This is a genomic window from Streptomyces huiliensis (assembly GCF_020037025.1).
GTDB classification, from domain to species: Bacteria; Actinomycetota; Actinomycetes; order Streptomycetales; family Streptomycetaceae; genus Streptomyces; species Streptomyces huiliensis.
Genome location: NZ_JAIQLH010000010.1, coordinates 1 through 20,171, shown reverse-complemented (window position 1 = coordinate 20,171; position 20,171 = coordinate 1). Strand labels below are relative to the sequence as shown.

Below are 20,171 nucleotides of genomic sequence, written 5' to 3'. Positions count from 1 at the left end.
AGAGCTCCAGGCGACCTGCCGCTCAGAGCTCCCAGCCGTACATCGGCGACCGTCGCGGCTCCGGTCCGGCCCCGCGCGCCGCCACGTCCCGTTCCGCCGTGCCGATCAGCTGCTCCCCGAGGTCACGCAGGGCGCGGCCCGCGGCGAACTCGTCACCGATCACCGGGACGTCCTGGTCGCCCGGCGAGCACTTGGCGACGCCCTGCCCCGTGAGGGACGTGGCGCCGGTGTCGAGGACCGCGCGCGCCTTCGTGGTGCCGCCGTCCTCGGAGACGTCCAGCCGGACCGTCCACTCGGTCGTGTGCTCCATGGCTCACTCCTCGCTCGGGTGTCCCCGCCTCCATTCTGCCGCCGTCGGCCCCCGAGCGACCGTCCGCGACCGGTCCGGGTACACGGTGTGACGCTTCCCGTACGTACCGCAGCGCTCCGATGCGTGGGGCGGACCGTTCCGCGGAGGGCCGTGACCCTTTCCTGACGAGCGTCGTTCGGATGGAACGGGGTGTGCGCGGGGCGTCAACTGCGCAGGATGAACAGGTCCGTTGTGCGTGTGATGTCGCGTTGCCGTGGTGAACGGCGGTGGCCAGGCGGTAGACCAGTGTCGTCATCCCGGACAACGACCGTCGCCAGGAGGTTCCGTGAGCCCACGACGTACGCTGCTGCGCGGCACCCTGGCCGCCGTCCTCTGCGCCGCCGTGCTGCCCGCCTGGGGCACGCCGGGCCGCGACCGGCGGACCGCCGCGCCGCCCGGGGCGGAGGCCGCCACCGCCGCCTACATGGACGCCGTCCGGACCGACCGGCGCGCCCTGCGGGCCTTCCTCCACGCCCTGCCCAAGGGCGCCGACCTGCACAACCACCTCGGCGGCGCCGCCAGCACCGAACTGCTCGTCGACCTCGCCGCCCAGGACGGGCTCTGCATCGAGAAGGAGCGGCTGCGCGCCGTCCCGCCGCCCTGCCCCGCGGGCGGCCGGCCCGCCGCCGACGTCCGCGCCGACCGGGCGTTCCACCGGCACCTCGTCCGCGCCTGGTCCATGCAGGACTTCCGGCCCGGCCGCGAGTCCGGACACGACCACTTCTTCGCCACCTTCGAGAAGTTCGAGATGGTGGAGACCGGGCACATGGGCCGGCTGCTGAGCGAGGTCGCCGACCGGGCCGCCGCGCAGCACCAGTTCTACCTGGAGACCATGGTCACCCACGCCACCGCCGGGGTGGCCGCGCTCGCCGCCCGCGCCGGCTTCGACCCCGACCTCGGCCGGCTGCGCGGCCGGCTCCTCGCGGGCGACGGGCTCGGCCGGCTGGTCGGACGGGCCCGGGGCGCCATGGACCGGGCGGTGGCCGAGTTCCGGACCGCCTCCCGCTGCGGCACGCGGCGGCCCCGGCCGGGCTGCGGCCTCGCGATCCGCTTCATCACGCAGGTCGACCGCTCCGCCGCGCCCGAGCAGGTCTTCACCGAGCTGCTGCTCGGCTTCGAACTCGCCCGGCGGGACCGGCGGTTCGTCTCCGTCAACCTGGTGGCCCCCGAGGACGGTGCCGTCGCCCTGCGGGACTACGCGCTGCACATGCGCATGCTGCGGTGGCTGCACGCCTGGTACCCGCGGGTACCCGTCACCCTCCACGCGGGCGAGCTGGCGCCCGGCCTGGTCGGGAGGGACCATCTGCGGTCCCACATCCGCCAGGCCGTGCTCGTCGGGCACGCCCGGCGGATCGGGCACGGCGTGGACATCGGGTGGGAGGACGCGCCGCGCGACCTCCTGGCGACGATGGCGACGCGGCGGGTGCTCGTCGAGGTCCCGCTCGTCAGCAACGCGCAGATCCTGGGGGTGGTCGGGCGGCGGCATCCCTTCGAGCTCTACCGGGAGCACGGGGTGCCCGTCGCTCTCGCGACCGATGACGCGGGGGTGGAGCGGAGCGACATCACCGCGGAGTACGAGCGGGCCGCCACCGCGCACCGGCTCGGTTACCGGGCGCTCAAGGACCTGGCGCGGACGTCGTTGGAGTACGGGTTCCTGCCGGGGCGGAGTCTGTGGCGGTCCCGCGACGGCTTTGCGCTCGCGGGCCCGTGCGCCCGTGATCGGCCCGGGGGGCCGGGTCCCCGGGCGGCTTGTGCCGCCTTGCTGGCGGGGAGTGCGAAGGCTGCGGTGCAGTGGAAGCAGGAGGTGGCCTTCGCTCGGTTCGAGGAGCGGTTCGGGCGGCTCTCGGTGCGGCTTCCGGGGGCGGGGCGGTGGTGAGGTGGTGGGGGGCGCCTGCGGCGGGCTGTGCCCCGGGCCCGCCCCTTCACCGATTCCTGGGGGGGGCAAGCCCCCAGACCCCGGAACCGCGCTCCGCGCGGAAGTCCTCAAACGCCGGACGGGCTGATCGGCTGCCCCCAGTCGACCGTCAGGCGGCCGCTCTCCGCCAGGGCCACTGTCGTGCCCAGGTCCGCCGAGGCCCGGGAGAAGCGGTGGTGGATCCAGGCGCGGCCGCCCTCCGGGGCCAGTTCCGTGTGGCCGTAGCCGAGTTGGAGGGGGACGGCCTCCAGCCGGACGGGGGCGGTGCCGTCGAAGGTGACGAGGAAGAGGAGGCCGAGGTCGTTGCGGAGGACCGGGTCCACGGCGTAGTCGTCGACGAAGTCCCCCATGTCGTACAGGGTCCGCCGGCCGGCGCCGTGGAAGACGTGGGCCGAGTGCCCGGCGACGAGCCCGGCGCCCGCCGCGTGCAGCCCGGCGGCGGCCTCGCGGACGTAACCGGGAGGACCGGAGGTCATGTTGGGCCCCCAGTGCGGGGTGACGAGCACCGCGTCGGCCGCCCCGGCCGCGGCCGCCACCGCGTCGCGGAGCCAGCCGGGCGGCCCGTGGTGGAGGTCGGCCCAGGCGACGCCGGGGCGGTCCGGGGCGGCGGCGAAGTCCTCCGGGTGGTCGGTGGCGCCGAGCACGGCGAGCCGCCGGCCGCGCGCCTCCAGCACCGCGCCCGCCCGGGCCCCGGCCGCGTCGGCGCCCGCGCCCACCACCGCGATCCCGGCCTCGCCCAACAGCTCCAGCGTGTCCGCGAGGGCGTCGAAGCCGTAGTCGAGAGCGTGGTTGTTGGCCAGGTTCACACAGTCGACCCCGAGGGCGGCGAGGACTCGCGCGGCCACCGGGGGCGCCCGGAAGAAGAAGGGCTTGCCGGGTGCCGGCCACGGCTCGCCGCGCGCGGAGACGCAGCACTCCAGGTTGAGGACGAAGAGGTCGGCCTCGGCCAGGGCCTCCCGTACTCCGGGGGAGACCAGGGTGTCCGGCGCGGGCGCCGCCGCCAGTCGTTCGGCGACGCCGCGTCCCAGCATGGTGTCCCCGGCCAGGGCCACGGTCACGGTCACCGGCGTACCTCCCGTTCCCTTCAGTCTCGGCCGGGGCCCGCCACCGGGCAAGCGGCGGCGGGCCCCGGCGGGCGGCTCAGCGCCGGAGCACCTTGCGGGCCAGCGCGTTCCCCAGCAGCTGCGCGAGCTGGACCAGCGCGATCAGCACCGCGACCGCCACGACCATCACCGACGTGTCGAACCGCAGGTAGCCGTAGGTCATGGCCAGGTTGCCCACCCCGCCGCCGCCCACCGTCCCGGCCACCGCCGAGAAGTCGATCAGCGCGACGAGCATGAACGTGAAGCCGAGGACGAGCGGGCCGAGGGCCTCGGGGACCAGCACGGTGAGCAGGATCCGCAGCGGGCCCGCGCCCATCGACCGGGCGGCCTCGATCACCCCCGACTCCACGGACAGCAGGTTGGTCTCGACGATCCGGGCGACGCCGAAGGTGGCCACGACCACCATCGGGAAGACCGCCGCGTCCGTCCCGATCATCGTGCCCACCACGCCGCGGGTCACCGGGGACAGCGCGACGATGGCGATGACGAACGGCACCGGGCGGACGACGTTCACCAGCGTGTTGAGCACGGCGAAGACCAGCCGGTTCGGCAGCACCCCGCCCTTGCGCGTCGCGTACAGCGTGAGGCCGACGGCCATGCCGAGCACCGCCGACAGCGCGAGCGTCACCAGCACCATGTAGACCGTCTCGCCGGTCGCGTCGACCACCTTGGGCCAGAACGTGCTCCAGTCAGCCTGCATTGACGACCGCCTTCGCCGTGGTCCGGACGGCGTCCAGCGCCGCCACGAACGCGTCCACGTCCCCCTCCGCGCCGCGCAGTTCGAGCGTCACGCTGCCGAGCGCGGCGTCGCGCACCTCGCCGACGCCCGCGTGGGCGATCGTGAAGTCCACCCGGTGCTCCCGCAGCAGCCGCGACAGGTGCGCCGCGCCCGGCGCGTCGCGCGTCACCGGGACGGTGACCAGCCGGCCGGGGTGCCGGCCGCGCAGCCGTTCCAGCGCCTCGCCCTCGGGCGGGTCCCCGAGCGCGGAGCGGACGAACACCTTGGTGACGGGGTGCCGCGGCCGGGCGAACACCTCGTACACCTCGCCGTTCTCCACCACCCGTCCCTCCGACATCACGGCCACCTGGTCGCAGAGGAAGCGGACGACGTCCATCTCGTGGGTGATGAGGACGATGGTGATGCCCAGCTCGGTGTTGACGCGCCGCAGCAGCTCCAGCACCTCCCGGGTGGTCTGCGGGTCCAGGGCCGAGGTCGCCTCGTCGCACAGCAGCACCTTCGGCGACGTGGCCAGGGCCCGGGCGACGCCGACGCGCTGCCGCTGGCCGCCCGACAACTGCTCCGGCCAGTGCCGGGCACGGTCCTCCAGGCCGACGAAGCGCAGCACCTCCAAGGCGCGCCGGCGGGCCTCGGCTCGCGGGGTGCCGGCCAGCCGCAGCGGGTAGGCGACGTTGCCGAGGACGGTGCGCGAGCGGAACAGGTTGACGTGCTGGAAGACCATCCCGACGGACCGCCGGACGGCCCGGCGCCCCCGCTCGTCGAGCGCCGTGAGGTCCCGGCCCCCAACCAGCACGCGTCCCGCGGTGGGGACTTCGAGGTGGTTGACGAGCCGCAGCAGGGTGCTCTTCCCGGCGCCGCTGTGCCCGACGACGCCCAGGACGGTGCCCTCGGCGACCGTCAGGGACACCCCGTCCACCGCGGTGAACTCCGTGCCGTGCTTGCCGGGGTAGGTCTTGCGGACGTCCCGCAGTTCGATCACGGCCGTCACTTCCCCTGCTCGGTGAGGCGGTCGAGCTCCTTCTCCAGCGCGGCGCGCGGGATGTCCACCACGTACCGCGCGCCCTTGCCGGACTTCCGCACGGCCGCCTGGACCTTTGCGGAGCGGTAGAGGCCGACGACCTTGCGCAGCGTCGCGTCGTCCTTGTCCTTCGCCCGCGCCGCGATGACGTTGACGTACGGGCGGGTGGCGGCGCTCTCCGGGTCGTCCCGGAAGACGGCCTGTTCGACGCGGTATCCGGCCTGTTCGGCGACGCCGGCGTTGATGACGGAGGCCGCGGTGTCCTTGAGGGCGCGCGGCGTCTGCTGGGCGTCGACGGGGGTGAGTTCGAGGTGCTTGGGGTTGTCGGTGACGTCGTCCGGCGTGCCGTAGATGCCGGCCTTCTCCTTGAGCCCGATCAGCTTGGCCTCGCGGAGCACGAGCAGCGCCCTGCCCTGGTTGGACGGGTCGTTGGGGATCGCGATCCGGGCGCCGTCGGGGATCGCGTCCACCGACTTGTGCTTGAGCGAGTACAGGCCCATGGGGGCGACGGAGGTGGAGGTGAGCGGCACGATGTCGGTGTGGTTCGCCCGGTTGAACGCGCCGAGGAACGCCAGGTGCTGGAAGGCGTTGAGCTCGATGTCGCCGTCCGCCAGGGCGCGGTTGGGCAGCTGGTAGTCGTCGAAGTTGACGATCTTGACGTCGATGCCCTCCTTCTTCGCCTCCTCGGCGAGCACGTCCCATTCCGGGTCGGAGCCGTTCACCCCGATCCGCACCTGCCCGTCGGCGGACGAACCGGACATGCCGCAGGCCGACAGCAGGGCGGCGAGGGCGGCTGCGGCGGACGTCGCCGCGGCGCGGCGGAGTACGTGTTTCATGAGGGCTCATTCCGGGTGGTGCCGATGCAGGGCCGGTTCGGAAAACGATCACCGGCGGGTTGCTGGAGATCGTAGGAGGGAAACCCGGAATCGCCTGGTTATGAAAGGAAGGGTTCACTTCCTTGCAATCAAACAAAGGCTTGGCTCAGGAGGGTGCCCAGGGCTCAGGACGCCGTCCGCTCGACCGCCTCCTTGACCACCGCCGGCAGCTCGCCCGTACGGGCCAGGGCCGCCCGCTGGAGGGCCGCGCCGCCGCCCCGGGCGAACAGCCGGTCCAGCGACTCCTCCACCAGGGCGAGGTCACCGGAGTCCGCGAGCGCGTCGCGGACGTGGTCCACCAGCGACCGCACCACCGCCTCCGCCGGCGCCGGGGTCCAGTCCGCGGGGTGCACCAGCGCGTCCGAGACCCCCGACTTCGCCGCCCGCCACGACGCCAGCCGCAGCACGCCCACGGAGACCGGTTCCGGCGGCCGGCCCGCCCGCCACTCCCGGGCCGCCGTGTCCACCAGGCCGCGGACCAGCGCCGCCACCAGCACGGTGTCATCCGGATCCAGGCACACGTCGGACACCCGGATCTCCACGGTGGGGTAGTTCCGCGACAGCCGCGCGTCGAAATAGATCATGCCCTTGTCGAGCAGCGTCCGCGTGTCGAGCAACTGCCGTACGTGGCCGTGATACCGCTCCGGACCGCCGAACACCTCCACCGGCCCGGCCGACGGCCAGCGGCCCCACACCTGGCTCCGGTAGCTGCCGTAACCGCTGTCGTGGCCCTGCCAGAAGGGGGAGTTGGCGCTGAGCGCGAGCAAGGGGGCCAGCCAGGGGCGGATGCGGTCCAGGACCGCCACCCCCTCCTCGTCGGACTCCACGCTCACGTGCACATGGCAGCCGCAGGTCAGCTGCTCCTGCGCGGTGAGCCCGAACTCCTCGGCCAGCTGCCGGTAGCGCCGGCCCGCGCTCAGCGACGGGTCGACGGGCAGCGGCGAGGTGGCCAGCGCCGCCACCGCGGCGCCGACGGCGCCCGCCCGCTCGATGGCCGTGGCACGTCGTCGCCGCACCTCCGCCGCCAGGTCCGTCATGTCGGCCGTCGGCTTCGTGGCGGTCTCCAGCTGCTCCCGCTGGAGCTCCTTCTCCAGCTCCGGGTCGTCCCCCCGGGCCAGATCCTCCAGGGCCAGCACCGTCCCGGCCACGGCCCGGGGCTCCCCACTGTCCGGATCCACCAGGAGGAGCTCCTCTTCCACTCCGACGCTGCGCATGCCGTCTTCCGCCCCTTTCCCGGGTCCGCCTGTCGTTCGCACCCCGTATACCCAGGTCGGGCGGGGTTGCGCCGAGGAATCGGAAGCGTTCTCAGGGGCCCGGGTCCGGAGCGCGGCGGATCCGGACGACGTCGTGGGCGTGGCCGATGGCGTACGTGCCGTCCGGCTGGGCGAAGTGCTTCTCCACGTACGCGGCGAGGTCGGCGCGGGAGGGGAGCGGATCGAGGTCCTTCAGGACGGGGACGTTGATCATGAATTCGGCGATCTCCAGGGCCTCGCGCGGATCGGCCGTCCGGTACGCGTTGTCGACCGTCTCCAGGGACCGGTCGGCCACCCGCCCCGCCTGCCGCTCCAGCAGCAGCCGGGTGGCGTGCCGCAGGTCGAACCGGGCTCCGGTGAAGTGCCGGACCATGCGCATGCAGGCGTTGTCCGGATCCTGGAGCAGGACGACGAGCGTGCCGCCGGGGGCCACCCAGTCGAAGACCCGGTCGAGGGTGCCTGGCCACTCCTCCTCGGGCAGGTAGTACAGCACGTGCGAGAGCAGGACCAGGTCCGCCCGGACGCCGGGCTCGGCACGGCCGACGGGCGCCGCGACCACGGTGGCACCGGGGCACGCCCGGCGCAGTCCCTCGCGCATGGCGGCGCTGGGCTCGACGGCGACCGTCCGTTCGAAGAAGGGGGCCAGCCGGGCGGTGGTCCGTCCGTCGCCCGCGCCGACGTCCAGGAACACCCGGCGCCGTGCGAGCCCTTCGACGAGGACGATCAGGCGCGCCTCGATGTCGTCCTTCTCGTCCGACCCGGCCAGGAAGAGGTCGAACGCCCGCCGGTAGGCGGCGCTTTCGACCTCCAGCACCCGCACCGGGCCGGAGCCCGCGAACGGCACGGACATCCCGATCGCCCCCTTCCCTCTGCTTCCTCTGTCCCGTTCCCCCTCTCCACCATGGCACCGCGTTCCACGGCCCCTGCGGTGCAGGCACGTTCCTGCCCGCGTGTCGCGTCCGGGCGCGTGGTGCCGGGTGGATAAGGGGCCTGGTGCGCGGCGCCGGGTGGGCGGCGCCGCTGTGAGAAGGGGATCGGGACGGACGTCAGGCGGCGTCGGCGACGCTGATCGGAGCCGCGATCTGCACGCGCTTGAGGTGGCGCGTCGGGTCCTCGAACGCGTTACGCGAGTGCAGCATGCGCCAGTTGTTCCAGACGATCATGTCGCGCTCCTCGTACTGGACGGCGACGTGGCTCTCGTCGTAGATCGTCTTGCCGCGCTCCAGCAGCCGGGCCGCGAGCTCGTCGCCCTCGGGCACGACCAGGTTGTTGTAGGAGAAGCGGAAGACTCGCTCGCCGTCGACGTCCTCCAGTACCGGGTGCTCGACGTTGTGGTGCACGCCCCGGCGGGCGAGGCCCTCGGTGGACTTCCAGGTGTAGGAGGTCTCGGCGAAGTGCCGCAGCTCGTCCTCGGTGAACTCGCGCAGGATGCGGTCGCCGTCGAGCATGGTCGTCTCGCCGCCCAGCCCGGACGCGGGCTTGACGCACCACAGCGCCATGTAACGCGGCGGGAGCCCGCGGAACTCGTAGCCCTCGGAGTGCGGCACCAGGGGCTTGCGGTTCTGGGCGTGGTAGATGTCGTCCATGTCGGCCTCGGGCTTGAGGTCGCCGATCACCGTACCGGTGGGCGTCGGCTGGAAGTCGCCCAGTTCCTTGAGGAAGGCGACGTGGTCGAAGCTTTCCGGAACGTTCACGAGATGGACATAGCCGTTGTTCCCCAGAAGCTGGCGGAAGGCGTAGCGGAGAACGCTGTCGGGCAGCAGGTCGTGATTGACGTCGTAGCAGGAGAGAACGCTGTCGGGGGACTTGGGCATGACTGTTCCTCGTATTCGTGGTATTTCGCGCCCGGTGGGGCTGGGTAAGGGTGACGGCACGGCGGACCGCGCCGGTGTACGGGAAAGAGAAGTTCCGATCGGCACGGCGGTACCGCGCGGCCGGTCACGTGGTCCCGACGGCCGGATTCCCGGGTGCCGGATTCCTGACGATCAGGCGAACTCGTCGTATCCGAGCCGAATCACCATGGCGGCGACGACGAACAGGAGGACGCCCCTGACGAATCCGCTGCCCCGGGACAGGGTCATTCGTGCGCCGACCAGTGCGCCGGCGACATTGAACACGGACATGCCGAGCCCGAGTGCCCACAGGACATGTCCCTGTACGGCGAAGACCAGGAGAGCGCCGAGGTTGGTGCCGACATTGATCATCTTCACCGTGGACAACGCCTGGATGAATTCCAGGCTGAGAAGAGTGGTGAAGGAGATGATGAGGAAGGTTCCGGTGCCCGGGCCCACCAGGCCGTCGTAGAAGCCGATTCCGGCGCCGGTCAGCAGGACGAGGCGGGCGACGTGCCGCCGCTCCGGGGCGTCCCGGTAGGCGTCCGGGGCGGCCGGGTCCGCCGGGGAGGACGTGCCGAACTGCGGGCGCATCAGGACGAATGCCGCCACTCCGATGAGGAGGGCGAGGATGACCGGCCGCAGGAAGTCGGAGGAGACGGCCGTCGCGACCAGCGCGCCGCCCGCGGACCCCGTGACGGCCGCACCACCGCCGACCAGGGCCACTTTCCGGGAGATCGGGTGTTTCCGGCGGTACACCATGGCCGCCGTGAACGTGCCCAGAGTGGCGGCGAGTTTGTTCGTTCCCAGCACGGAGGCCACGGGATACGAACCGGCCGTGACGAGAAGCGCGGGCAATTGCAGGAGGCCGCCCCCTCCCACCACCGCGTCGACCCAGCCGGCCATGGCGGCGACGGCTAACAGGGCGACTACAGCTTGCCATTCCATAAAGTGACCGAATCTTTCCAGGGAAAAGTCCCGGACGGGGACGGTGAGCGGTGGGGGATCCGTGTGCCGCGACGGCCGGAAGGGCACGCGCGCGAAACACACGGGTGACGAGCGTGGGGGACGGCATATGACGAACTGCCGCGGGTGACGCCGGAAGATCAACTAGCCGGAATCGTATTGCCGCCGTACCTCTGCGTCACTCCCTGAATGAGGGATGAGAGTCAGGTCACACACGACCCCGAATCGGTTGCCTGCGGCACCGTTCGGGAAGGGTTTCACCCCCGAATTCACCGCCGCACGGAAGGCGAACGCAAACGCCCGGCGGTGCCGGGCGAGTTGGGAATTGCGGCGGACCCGGACGGGGCCGGGCCGACGGTGTCACTCCGCGGCGGACTCCGGTGCGTCCACCACCAGTTCGGCCACCGCCTCCGGCGCGTGGCCCGCCGCCCGCAGCGGCGCCCGGACGTCCCGGTCGAGGTCCGGCAGCCGGCCGACGAGGGCCGAACGGGGCCCTCGCAGGTGGCGCATGGCGTGCTGCTGGACGTCCGAGGTCTGCTCGATCTCGTAGACGAGGGTGCCCGGCCCGAAGCTGTGCAGCGTGCCGCCCGGCACGTACACCGTCTCCCCGGCCCGGACGGGGAGGCGGCGCAGCACCGCGTCGAAGTCCTGGCGCAGCAGCGCCCGGCGCAGCGCGTCCCGGCCGACGCCCTCGCGTGTGCCGACGTACGCGGTGGCGCCCGGGGCGGCGTGCAGGATGTGCCACGCCTCGGTCTTGCCGTGCGGCTGGTTCTCCAGGCGCCGGGCCGTGCGGTCGTCGGCGTGCAGGTGCACGGGCAGCGGACCGTGGGCGTCGATGAACTTGGTGAGGAGCGGGAAGTGCGGGCCGCGCCGGCCCGGGCCCACGAGGTCGTCGGGGTGCCCGAGGAACAGCTCGCGCAGCGTCCGCCCCGCCGGCGGTCCGCCGGTGACCCGGGCGATGTCCCCGTCCACGTCGCTGACCTCCCACGTCTCCGCGATCCGCCCGACGGGCAGCCCGGTCCGTCCCAGTACGTCGGCGATGGCCCGGCCACCGAAGACGTGTTGCCGGACGGGCGTGGTCAGCTCCAGCGGGTACCAGGGGACGGCGGGCGCCGCGCTCACAGGATGGGCTTCCCTCCGGTCACCGCGACGCGGGCGCCCGAGATGTAGCTGCCCTCGTCGGAGGCGAGCAGGACGTAGACGGGTGCCACCTCGGACGGCTGACCCGGGCGGCCCAGCGGGGTCTGCTCGCCGAAGTGCTCGACCTGCTCGGGCGGCATGGTGGAGGGGATCAGCGGGGTCCAGATCGGGCCGGGGGCCACGCTGTTGACGCGGATGCCGCGGTCGCCGACGAGCTGGGCGAGGGCGGCGCAGAGGTTGGCGACGCCCGCCTTGGTGACGTCGTACGGCAGCAGCGTCGGCACGGGCATGTCGGAGTTCACCGAGCTGCTGCCGATGATCGAGGCGCCGGCGCCCATGTGCGGCAGGGCGGCCTTGCACAGGTGGAACATCGCGCTCAGGTTGGTGGCGAGGGTGCGGTCCCACTCCTCGTCCGTGATCTCCTCCAGCGTGCCGTGGGTCATCTGGAACGCGGCGTTGGATACGAGGACGTCGATGCGGCCGAACTCCTCGACGGCCTTGGCGACCACCGCCCGGCAGTGCTCCGGCCGGGCGAGGTCGCCGGGGACCAGCACGGCCTGCCGGCTGGCCTCCTCCACCCAGCGCGCGGTGTCCCGGGCGTCCTCGTGCTCGTCCAGGTAGGAGACGAGGACGTCGGCGCCCTCCCGGGCGTAGGCGATGGCCACGGCCTTGCCGATGCCGCTGTCCCCGCCGGTGACGACCGCGACCTTGCCCTTCAGCCGTCCCGAGCCCTGGTAGCTCTCCTCGCCGTGGTCGGCCCGGGGCCGCAGCTCCTTCTCGACGCCCGGGACCTCCTGCTGCTGTGCCGGCCGGGTCATGGTGCCTCCTCGCTCCGCGCTCGGCCCTCGGGGAAAGGCGCGCGGGAATGTCCGGGATCTTCGCGGTTCCGGCTCCGGGTACCCGGCCGGGCGGGGCGAATGCGCGCGCTACACAGCGGGGCGCATGGGCGCGCGTCACAGCCGAGGCAGCGCCCCGGCGCACGCCGGCGGCCCCGCGCGCCGTGCGCCGGGGCACCGGCGGCCTCCCGTCCGGGCCGACCGCCCCGGCACCCCCGTCAACCCCGCCACCCCGGGCGCGCGAACGAGTGATTCGCTCCCTCCGTGGGCAGGCGGTGCGGCGACCAGGGAAAGGGGAAACACCGTGACCGCTCTCGGCCTGCCCGCCACCGTCCGCGCCTGCCTGTTCGACCTGGACGGCGTCCTCACCCGGACGGCGACCGTCCACGCCGCGGCCTGGAAGGAGATGTTCGACGCCTACCTTGCCCAGCGCGACGGCCCGGACTTCCGGCCGTTCGACCCGGTGGCCGACTACGACGCGTACGTGGACGGCATGCCCAGGGCCGACGGCGTCCGGACCTTCCTGGCCTCGCGCGGCATCACCCTGCCCGAGGGCAGCGACGCCGACCCGCCCGACCGGGACACCGTCCACGGCCTCGGCAACCGCAAGAACGCCCTGGTCCTGGCCAAGATCAGGAAGGAGGGCGTGCAGGCGTTCCCGGGCTCCGTACGGTACGTCGAGGCCGTCCGGGACGCCGGGCTGCGCCGGGCCGTCGTCTCGTCCAGCGCCAACTGCCGCGACGTCCTCGTCGCCGCGGGGATCGAGGAGCTGTTCGAAGTGCGGATCGACGGCCTGGTCGCCGCCGAACGCCACCTGCCGGGCAAGCCGCACCCCGACACCTTCCTCGCCGCCGCCGAGGCGCTCGGCGTGACACCGGCCGAGGCCGCGGTCTTCGAGGACGCCCTGGCCGGCATGGAGGCCGGGCGCGCCGGCAAGTTCGGGCACGTCGTGGGCGTCAACCGGGCGGACCAGGCCGAGGCGCTGCGCCGGCACGGCGCGGACGTCGTCGTGGACGACCTTTCCGACCTTCTTTCGGATCATCTGGGGGAGACAGCGTGATCACTCATCCGGCCTTTCTCGTCGAGCCCTGGTGCCTCCGCGAGACCGAGCTCAACCTGAGCGTGCTCTCCCAGAGCGAGTCGGTCTTCGCCCTGTCCAACGGCCACATCGGCTGGCGCGGCAACCTGGACGAGGGCGAGCCGCACGGACTGCCGGGCAGCTACCTCAACGGCGTCTTCGAGTTCCGCCCGCTGCCCTACGCCGAGGCCGGCTACGGCTACCCCGAGTCCGGCCAGACGGTCATCAACGTCACCAACGGCAAGGTGATCCGGCTGCTCGTCGACGACGAGCCGTTCGACCTCCGCTACGGCCGGCTGCACCGGCACGAACGCGTCCTGGACTTCCGCACCGGCCTGCTCCACCGCACCGCCGAATGGACGTCGCCCAGCGGCCGGAGCGTCCGCGTCCGCTCCACCCGGCTGGTCTCCTTCACCCAGCGCGCGGTGGCGGCGGTGGCGTTCGAGGTGGAACCCCTCGACGGCGACGTGCGGATCGTCGTCCAGTCGGAGCTGGTGGCCAACGAGGAGATGCCCGACCTCGGCGGCGACCCCCGGACGGCGTCCCACCTCAAGGACCCGCTCGTCCCGGAGCAGTCCGCCGCCCACGGCCCACGGCTGCGGCTGCTGCACCGCACCGCCCGCAGCGACCTGAAGGTCGCCGTCTCGGCGGACCACGTCGTGGACGGGCCCGAGAAGACCGAGATGTCGTCGGAGAGCAGCGAGAACCTCAGCCGGCTCACCGTCGCCGCCCGGCTGGGCTCGGGGCAGCGGCTGCGGGTGGAGAAGTTCGTCGCCCACGGCTGGTCGGCCGTCCGGTCGGTGTCCGCCGTGCACGACCAGGTGGACGCCGCGCTCGCCGGCGCCACCAGCACCGGCTGGCGGGGGCTGCTCCAGGAACAGCGCGCCTACCTAGACCACTTCTGGGCCCGCGCCGACGTGGAGGTGGACGGGGACGCCGAGATCCAGCAGGCCGTCCGGTTCGCCCTCTTCCACGTCCTCCAGGCCGGCGCCCGGGGCGAGGCGCGGGCCCTGCCCGCCAAGGGCCTCACCGGACCCGGCTACGACGGCCACTGCTTCTGGGACACCGAGACCTTCGTCCTGCCGGCGCTCACCTACACCGCCCCCCAGGCCGTCGAACAGGCGCTGCGCTGGCGCCACAGCACCCTGCCCGCCGCCCAGGAGCGCGCCCGCCAACTGGGACTGCGCGGCGCGGCGTTCCCCTGGCGGACCATCAACGGCGACGAGTGCTCGGCCTACTGGCCGGCCGGCACGGCCGCGTTCCACGTCAACGCCGACATCGCGGACGCGGTGGTGCGCTACGTCGCCGCCACCGACGACGAGGACTTCGAGCGGGAGATCGGGCTGCCGCTGCTCGTCGAGACGGCGCGGCTGTGGCGCTCGCTGGGCCACCACGACCACCACGGCGACTTCCACATCGACGGCGTGACCGGCCCCGACGAGTACAGCGCCATCTGCGACGACAACCTGTACACGAACCTGATGGCCCAGCACAACCTGCGCGCGGCCGCCTGCGCGGCCGAACGCCACCCGGACACGGCCGGCACCCTCGGTGTCGACGACGAGGAGACCGCCGCCTGGCGCGACGCCGCCCACCGGATGACGCTGCCGTACAACGAGGAACTCGGCGTCCACGAGCAGTCCGCGGGCTTCACCGGCCACCAGCAGTGGGACTTCGCGCGGACGGGCGAGGACCAGTACCCGCTGATGCTGCACTTCCCCTACTTCGACCTCTACCGCAAGCAGGTCGTCAAACAGGCCGACCTCGTCCTCGCCATGTGCCTGCGCGGCGACGCCTTCACCCCCGAGCAGAAGGCGCGCAACTTCGCCTACTACGACGCGCTGACCGTCCGCGACTCCTCGCTGTCCGCGTGCGGACAGGCGGTGATGGCCGCAGAGGTGGGCCACATGCGGCTCGCCTACGACTACCTGGGCGAGGCGGCCATGATGGACCTCTCCGACCTGGAGGGGAACACGCGCGACGGCATACACATCGCCTCCCTCGCGGGGACCTGGTTCGCCCTGGTCATGGGGTTCGGCGGGATGCGCGACCACGGTGACGTGCTCGCGTTCGCGCCCCGGCTGCCCGAGCAACTGGGGCGGCTGGCCTTCACCATGCAGGTCAGGGGGCGCCGGCTGCGGGTGGAGATCACGGGCACGACGGCGACGTACACCCTGCTGGAAGGGGAGGCGCTGGACATCCGGCACTGCGACGAACCGCTGACGATCACCCCGGCCTCGTCGGAGTCCCGTGAGGTGCCGGAGCTGCCCACCCGGCCCGCGCCTGACCAGCCCGCGGGCCGCAGCCCGGCACGCCGCCGCGCCGTCGCCCACGCGGAGTCGGAGGCGGCGCCCGGGCATCGGTGACGGGGGGTTGGCAGGGGTGTGAGTGACAGGGGTGACTTCTGCGGCCAGTGAGGCGCGCCCTAGGGTGCGGACATGAGTGCATCCGACTACCTTTCCGACCTGTTCTCCCTGCATGGACGCGTCGCCGTCGTCACGGGCGGCAGCTCCGGCATCGGCCGGGCCATGGCGGTGGCCCTGGCCCGGGCCGGCGCGAGCGTCGTCGTGGTGGCCCGCAAGGAAGCCGAACTCGACGACACCGTCCGCGAGATGGCGGCGCACGGGGGCCGGGCGGCGCGGGTCAGCGCCGACCTCGGCACCCGGGACGGCGTCCGCGCCGCGGCCGAGGAGGCCGTCCGGGCGTTCGGCGAACCCGACATCCTCGTCAACAGCGCGGGGATCAACCTGCGGCCGCCGATGAGCGAACTGGGGGAGGACGTGTGGGACGCCACCATGTCCGTGAACCTGGAGGCCCCCTTCTTGCTCGGACAGCGGTTAGGGCCGGGCATGGCCGAGCGCGGCTACGGGCGGATCATCCACGTCAGCTCGCAGCAGGCGCACCGGGCGTTCGTGCAGAGCGGCGCGTACGGAGTCTCCAAGGGCGCCCTGGAGTCCCTCGCCCGCTCCCAGGCCGAGGCGTGGTCGCCGCACGGCGTCACCTGCAACACCCTCGTGCCGGGCTTCGTCATGACCCCGCTCAACCGACGCCTCTCCTCCGACCCCGAGAAGGTGGCCGCCCTCGCCGGCCGCACCCTCGCGGGGCGGAACGGGCTCGCCGAGGACTTCGCGGGGGCGGTGGTCTTCCTGGCCAGTCGCGCCTCGGCGTACGTGACCGGGCAGTCGGTGTACGTGGACGGGGGCTTCTCGGTGCACTGACCGGTCCCGAATCCTCCTCTCAGGGTTCCGGTCCTCATCTCCCTCTCAGGGTTCGCCCCTGAGAAGGCGTCGGGTTTTCTCAGGGTGGAGTCAGGGGGGAAGCCGGGGAGGTCCCGGATGCCGGGGAGGCGTGGGCGGAGAAGCATGGAGGACATGAATTCCTCAACTCCTTCTCCTTCCGTGCCTGTTCGCCACCGCCGCCGGCGGGTCCTCGCCGGAGCGGCGTTGGCCGGTTCGCTGCTCCTGACCGCGGTCGCGCCGGCCGCTCTGGCCGCGGCCGACACGGGGGCGGCCCCGGCCGCGGCCCCCGCCCGTGGGCCTGCGGTGCCGCCGCTCGACACGCAGGCCCTCCGGGCGGCCATCGCGGACCTCGGCGATCCGCAGGCGACGGCCGCGCAGGTGAGAGTCGAGGGTTCGGCCGGGCGCTGGTACGGGACGTCGGGCGTCGCGGACCTGCGGACGAAACGGCCCGTGCGGCCGGACGACGCGTTCCGGGTCGGCAGCATCACCAAGGTCTTCGTCGCCACCGCGGTCCTCCAACTGGCCGCGGAGCACAAGGTGGACCTCGACGCCCCCGTCCAGCGCTACCTGCCGGACGCCCTGCCCGCCGACTTCCCACCGATCACGATCACCCAGCTGCTGAACCACACCAGCGGCCTCCCCACGGAGAGCGGCCCGGGCGTTCCGGACCTCTCCACCCCGGAGAAGGTCCTCCAGCACCGCTACGACCGCTGGACGCCTCGGGAACTGGTGTCCCAGGTGGGCCGTGGGCCGATGAAGTTCGCCCCGGGTACCAAGCAGGAGTACCGGGGGATCAATTACGTGCTCGCCGCCATGGTGATCGAGAAGGTGACCGGCCGACCCTACGGGGAGGAGATCGGCCGGCGGATCCTCCGCCCCCTCCACCTCACCCGCACGTCCGTTCCCGGCACCGACCTCGGGATCCGCGGGCCGCACGTGCACGGCTATCTGGCGATGTCCGACGGCAGCCTGCGGGACGCCACGGTGTACGACCAGACGGAAGCCTGGGGCGAGGGAGAGATGATCTCCACGACCGGGGATCTGGACCGCTTCCTCTCCGCGCTCTTCTCCGGCCGGCTGCTGCCCGCCGCCCAGCTGGACAAGATGTTCACGCTGCCGCCCGCGAACGTGCGCATGGTGGACGGCGGACCGGCCCGCTACAGCACCGGACTGCAGACCGTCACGGTGAACGGGGTGACGTTCTGGGGCAAGACCGGCGAGCGGTACGGCTACAACTCGGCCATGGTCGCCACGCGCGACCAGCAGCGGCGCGTCGTGTACTCCTTCAACCCCACGCATCGCGACCAGTCCCAGATGAAGATGACCCTCCGCATAGCGGACGCGATCACGAAGGGGAAGGGCTGAGCGGCGGGCCGGCGGCGCCGGCCACCGGTCCGGCGGTGGGCGCCAGCGGTTCGGCGGCGGGGGGTCAGCCGACGTAACGACGGGCGCGGGAGGCCCGTTGGGGCGCCTCCGGCAGGCGGGGGCACGCGGAGCTCGGCGACGATGGGGTCCTCGAACGGCCCGCCGGGCCGGCCGTCGGACGGGTGCTGCTCCGGATGCGGGTGGACGAGGATGCGGCCGGTGACGGCGGCGAGGCGGGGGCGGGCGTCCGAGAGATCGGCGGAGCGGGCGAGGGAGCCGGGGCCCACCAGGAGTCGTCGTCGCAGAAGGCCGGATAGGGGGTGGTGATCGAGCGGGCCGCCAGGTTGCGGCCGACGGCGCCCAGGTTGCGGCCCGGTGTGAGCAGGCGCACGTCGGGGCGGAGTTCGCGTACGGCCCGGGCCGTGCCGTCGGACGAGGCGTTGTCGACGACGACCGGCGGCCGTTCGGGGAGGCCGGCCAGCCGGTCGAGGGTGTGGAGGAGGTCGTCGCGGCGGTCGTGGGTGATGACGACGACGGTGGTGCGGGCCTCGGTCACGGCTCTTCCTCCCGCGCGGCCTCCTTCGTGCGGCGGGCCATCACGGCCGGCGGTGGCTCGCCGTGTCGCACCGGGCGAGGGCCGGCAGGAGCGGGTTCGGGCGGCGGGCAGGGGGCGGAGTCGACGAGCCGTGCGCTCCGTTCGACGGCCGGTGGCAGGGGGCGCCGGCGGGCCAGGGCGGCCGGGAGCCGGCGTAGGACCTCGGCCAGCGCGCGGCGGGCCTCCCGATCGCCGGGGCAGTCGCACACCAGCGACCAGGTGCGGGACAGGGCGTACGGCAGGGGGCGGACCAGCCAGGCCGTCAGCAGCTCGTTGCGCCGGGCCCGGGCGGGGCGGCCGGTGCGCGGCGCCGGGTCGGGGTGGTGCCGGGCGACGAGGGCGGGGCAGTGCACCAGCCCCCAGCCCCGGCGGGCCAGTTCGAGGGCGAGCAGCGTCTCCTCGCCGCCGAAGTGCAGCAAGGGGTCGAAACCGCCCGCTTCGAGGAAGGGCTCGCGCCGCACGACGGCCGAGCAGGCGAGGAAGCCGAGGACGGACGGGCCGGGCAGATCGGGCGCCCGGCCCAGAGGGGAGGCTGCCAGGACGCGGTTGATGGGATCCGGACGGCCTTCGGCGCCCACCCGAGTGGTGGCGGCGATCAGGGCCAGGCGTGCGTGGGCGTCGAACAGGTCGGCCGCCGCGGCGAGGGAACCGGGCTCCCACCAGGAGTCGTCGTCGGCGAACGCGACGTAGGGCGTGTCCAGGGCCGCGGCACCGACGTTCCGCCCCACGGCGCCGAGGTTGCGGCCCGTCTCCAGGAGACGGACGTGCGGGTGCTGCTCGCGCACGGCCGCGGGGGTGCCGTCGTGGGAGCCGTTGTCCACGATGACGATCGGGGGGTGTTCGGGGAGTTCGGTGAGGTGGCGGAGGGTGCGCAGGAGGAGGTCCCGCCGGTCGCGGGTGATGATGACGATGCCTACGCGCTGGGACACGGGTGCCGGGTAACCGTTGCGCGGGGGTGCAAACGGTGGGGTGCCCCCTCTGGGGGAGTTTGAGGACGAGCGGCGGAGCCGCGAAAAGGGGGTCTGGGGCGCAGCCCCAGGAAACGGCGAAGGGGCGGGACCGGGGCACCCTCACCCCAGCAACCGCCCCACCACCCGCAGATCAGCCACCAAGCCCCCATAGAGCTCCGCCCGCCCCGCATCATCCCCCCGCAACACCGCCGACGGATGGATCGTGGCGACAAGCACCCCGTCTCCCGCCGGCAACGGCACCGGCACCGGCACCCCCCGATCCCGATTGACCCGAAAACCCGACCCCAGCAACGCCTTCCCCGCGGACGCGCCAAGCGCGACGACGACCTCCGGCCCCACCGACCGCAACTCCTCCACAAGCCACGGCTTACAAGCACTGATCTCCCGGAGACTCGGCGCCTTGTGAATCCGCCGCTTCCCCCGGGCCGCGGCCTCGAACTTGAAGTGCTTGACGGCATTGGTCACATACGTCTCGCCAGACGAGATCCCCGCTTCCGCGAGTGCCCGGTCGAGCACGCCACCGGCCGGCCCGACGAACGGATGCCCCTTCCGATCCTCCTGATCACCGGGCTGCTCGCCGACGAGAAGGACGCGGGCCGAGACGTCGCCGGCGCCGAAGACGGTCTGGGACGCGTCCCGGTGCAGCGGGCAGCCGTGGCAGCCGGCCGCCGCGTCCCGCAGCGCGTCGAGGTCCGCGCCGGCGGGAACGAAGGGCGACGCGTCGTAGGCGTCCTCATCGGACGAGCCCGCCGCCGCGCCGCGGGTCACGGCCCGGTCCGCTGGTTGTAGCGGCGGGCGGCCCGGTCGTTGAGCACGGTGAGGCGGGCGACGGCGGCGGAGCCGAGCCGGCGGGCGGCCTGCCGGCCGGGCACGTCGTGCGCGGGGCCGGGCCCGCCG

Annotated in this window: 18 protein-coding genes and 1 pseudogene; 5 read left to right on the top strand and 14 right to left on the bottom strand. The window is 73.2% G+C overall.

Going from position 1 to position 20,171, the window contains the following annotated elements; translation table 11 throughout:
* Nucleotides 1–22 precede the first annotated feature (22 nt).
* Entirely contained in the window at nucleotides 23–310 is a 288-nt protein-coding gene (locus JNW98_RS02870; RefSeq protein WP_223766443.1) for a DUF1876 domain-containing protein, read from the bottom strand.
* Between the two features lie 325 nt (nucleotides 311–635).
* Here JNW98_RS02870 and JNW98_RS02865 point away from each other — a divergent pair, with 325 nt between their 5' ends.
* Entirely contained in the window at nucleotides 636–2,225 is a 1,590-nt protein-coding gene (locus JNW98_RS02865; protein WP_223766442.1) for an adenosine deaminase family protein, read from the top strand.
* A 107-nt stretch (nucleotides 2,226–2,332) separates the two neighbouring features.
* Here the strand turns inward: JNW98_RS02865 and JNW98_RS02860 are convergent, their stop codons facing one another.
* From JNW98_RS02860 to JNW98_RS02815, 10 genes are all read right to left on the bottom strand, one after another.
* The gene (locus tag JNW98_RS02860; protein ID WP_223766441.1) at nucleotides 2,333–3,328 is read right to left on the bottom strand and encodes a CapA family protein; all 996 of its coding nucleotides are present in this window, start codon (nucleotides 3,326–3,328) and stop codon (nucleotides 2,333–2,335) included.
* A 76-nt stretch (nucleotides 3,329–3,404) separates the two neighbouring features.
* Nucleotides 3,405–4,067, bottom strand: a complete 663-nt coding sequence (locus JNW98_RS02855) for a methionine ABC transporter permease (RefSeq protein WP_223766440.1) — start codon at nucleotides 4,065–4,067, stop codon at nucleotides 3,405–3,407.
* Nucleotides 4,057–5,094 (bottom strand): methionine ABC transporter ATP-binding protein, encoded by a 1,038-nt coding sequence (locus JNW98_RS02850; protein WP_223766439.1) that lies wholly within the window; start codon nucleotides 5,092–5,094, stop codon nucleotides 4,057–4,059. Before JNW98_RS02850 ends, JNW98_RS02855 begins: the two co-directional genes overlap by 11 nt.
* Nucleotides 5,091–5,960, bottom strand: a complete 870-nt coding sequence (locus JNW98_RS02845; RefSeq protein ID WP_223766438.1) for a MetQ/NlpA family ABC transporter substrate-binding protein — start codon at nucleotides 5,958–5,960, stop codon at nucleotides 5,091–5,093. The genes JNW98_RS02850 and JNW98_RS02845 overlap by 4 nt, the downstream gene beginning before the upstream one ends.
* Before the next feature lie 164 nt (nucleotides 5,961–6,124).
* Nucleotides 6,125–7,213: a glutamate--cysteine ligase gene (locus JNW98_RS02840; protein WP_223766437.1), complete on the bottom strand. Its 1,089-nt coding sequence runs from the start codon at nucleotides 7,211–7,213 to the stop codon at nucleotides 6,125–6,127.
* 91 nt (nucleotides 7,214–7,304) lie between these two features.
* Nucleotides 7,305–8,102, bottom strand: coding sequence for a class I SAM-dependent methyltransferase (locus JNW98_RS02835; RefSeq protein ID WP_223766436.1), 798 nt, complete (start codon nucleotides 8,100–8,102; stop codon nucleotides 7,305–7,307).
* A gap of 196 nt (nucleotides 8,103–8,298) precedes the next feature.
* The gene (locus JNW98_RS02830) at nucleotides 8,299–9,066 is read right to left on the bottom strand and encodes a TauD/TfdA family dioxygenase (RefSeq protein ID WP_223766435.1); all 768 of its coding nucleotides are present in this window, start codon (nucleotides 9,064–9,066) and stop codon (nucleotides 8,299–8,301) included.
* A 171-nt stretch (nucleotides 9,067–9,237) separates the two neighbouring features.
* Nucleotides 9,238–10,032 carry a TSUP family transporter gene (locus JNW98_RS02825; protein ID WP_223766434.1) on the bottom strand — a complete coding sequence of 265 codons (795 nt, stop codon included), beginning with the start codon at nucleotides 10,030–10,032 and terminating at the stop codon, nucleotides 9,238–9,240.
* Nucleotides 10,033–10,410: 378 nt separating this feature from the next.
* Nucleotides 10,411–11,172, bottom strand: coding sequence for a class I mannose-6-phosphate isomerase (locus JNW98_RS02820; protein WP_223766433.1), 762 nt, complete (start codon nucleotides 11,170–11,172; stop codon nucleotides 10,411–10,413).
* A complete protein-coding gene (locus JNW98_RS02815) occupies nucleotides 11,169–12,008 on the bottom strand; it encodes an SDR family oxidoreductase (protein ID WP_223766432.1) in 840 nt (279 codons plus the stop codon). The genes JNW98_RS02820 and JNW98_RS02815 overlap by 4 nt, the downstream gene beginning before the upstream one ends.
* A 322-nt stretch (nucleotides 12,009–12,330) precedes the next feature.
* On the opposite strand from JNW98_RS02815, the gene JNW98_RS02810 reads away from it, so the two are divergent.
* The 4 genes from JNW98_RS02810 to JNW98_RS02795 all read left to right on the top strand — a co-directional run bounded on the left by JNW98_RS02810 (nucleotide 12,331) and on the right by JNW98_RS02795 (nucleotide 17,708).
* Nucleotides 12,331–13,086: an HAD family hydrolase gene (locus tag JNW98_RS02810; RefSeq protein WP_223766431.1), complete on the top strand. Its 756-nt coding sequence runs from the start codon at nucleotides 12,331–12,333 to the stop codon at nucleotides 13,084–13,086.
* Complete coding sequence (locus tag JNW98_RS02805; protein ID WP_223766430.1) at nucleotides 13,083–15,470, top strand: glycoside hydrolase family 65 protein; 2,388 nt, start codon at nucleotides 13,083–13,085, stop codon at nucleotides 15,468–15,470. The genes JNW98_RS02810 and JNW98_RS02805 overlap by 4 nt, the downstream gene beginning before the upstream one ends.
* 72 nt (nucleotides 15,471–15,542) lie before the next feature.
* Nucleotides 15,543–16,322: an SDR family NAD(P)-dependent oxidoreductase gene (locus tag JNW98_RS02800; RefSeq protein ID WP_223766429.1), complete on the top strand. Its 780-nt coding sequence runs from the start codon at nucleotides 15,543–15,545 to the stop codon at nucleotides 16,320–16,322.
* Nucleotides 16,323–16,502: 180 nt separating this feature from the next.
* On the top strand, nucleotides 16,503–17,708 hold the full coding sequence (locus tag JNW98_RS02795) for a serine hydrolase domain-containing protein (protein WP_223766428.1): 1,206 nt from the start codon (nucleotides 16,503–16,505) through the stop codon (nucleotides 17,706–17,708).
* A 74-nt stretch (nucleotides 17,709–17,782) separates the two neighbouring features.
* Here JNW98_RS02795 and JNW98_RS02790 read toward each other — a convergent pair.
* The 3 genes and pseudogenes from JNW98_RS02790 to JNW98_RS02780 all read right to left on the bottom strand — a co-directional run.
* Nucleotides 17,783–18,264 (bottom strand): annotated as a pseudogene (locus JNW98_RS02790) (glycosyltransferase family 2 protein); the annotation flags it as partial.
* Nucleotides 18,261–19,232 carry a glycosyltransferase family 2 protein gene (locus tag JNW98_RS02785; protein ID WP_223766427.1) on the bottom strand — a complete coding sequence of 324 codons (972 nt, stop codon included), beginning with the start codon at nucleotides 19,230–19,232 and terminating at the stop codon, nucleotides 18,261–18,263. The pseudogene JNW98_RS02790 and the gene JNW98_RS02785, both read right to left, overlap by 4 nt.
* 141 nt (nucleotides 19,233–19,373) lie before the next feature.
* Nucleotides 19,374–20,042 carry a UdgX family uracil-DNA binding protein gene (locus JNW98_RS02780; protein WP_223766426.1) on the bottom strand — a complete coding sequence of 223 codons (669 nt, stop codon included), beginning with the start codon at nucleotides 20,040–20,042 and terminating at the stop codon, nucleotides 19,374–19,376.
* Nucleotides 20,043–20,171 lie beyond the last annotated feature (129 nt).

Coding starts and splice junctions, on each gene's coding strand:
- JNW98_RS02825 (WP_223766434.1), bottom strand. CDS start 10,032: ATGGAATGGCAAGCTGTAGTCGCCCTGTTAGCCGTCGCCGCCATGGCC.
- JNW98_RS02870 (WP_223766443.1), bottom strand. CDS start 310: ATGGAGCACACGACCGAGTGGACGGTCCGGCTGGACGTCTCCGAGGAC.
- JNW98_RS02855 (WP_223766440.1), bottom strand. CDS start 4,067: ATGCAGGCTGACTGGAGCACGTTCTGGCCCAAGGTGGTCGACGCGACC.
- JNW98_RS02845 (WP_223766438.1), bottom strand. CDS start 5,960: ATGAAACACGTACTCCGCCGCGCCGCGGCGACGTCCGCCGCAGCCGCC.
- JNW98_RS02800 (WP_223766429.1), top strand. CDS start 15,543: ATGAGTGCATCCGACTACCTTTCCGACCTGTTCTCCCTGCATGGACGC.
- JNW98_RS02830 (WP_223766435.1), bottom strand. CDS start 9,066: ATGCCCAAGTCCCCCGACAGCGTTCTCTCCTGCTACGACGTCAATCAC.
- JNW98_RS02815 (WP_223766432.1), bottom strand. CDS start 12,008: ATGACCCGGCCGGCACAGCAGCAGGAGGTCCCGGGCGTCGAGAAGGAG.
- JNW98_RS02840 (WP_223766437.1), bottom strand. CDS start 7,213: ATGCGCAGCGTCGGAGTGGAAGAGGAGCTCCTCCTGGTGGATCCGGAC.
- JNW98_RS02835 (WP_223766436.1), bottom strand. CDS start 8,102: ATGTCCGTGCCGTTCGCGGGCTCCGGCCCGGTGCGGGTGCTGGAGGTC.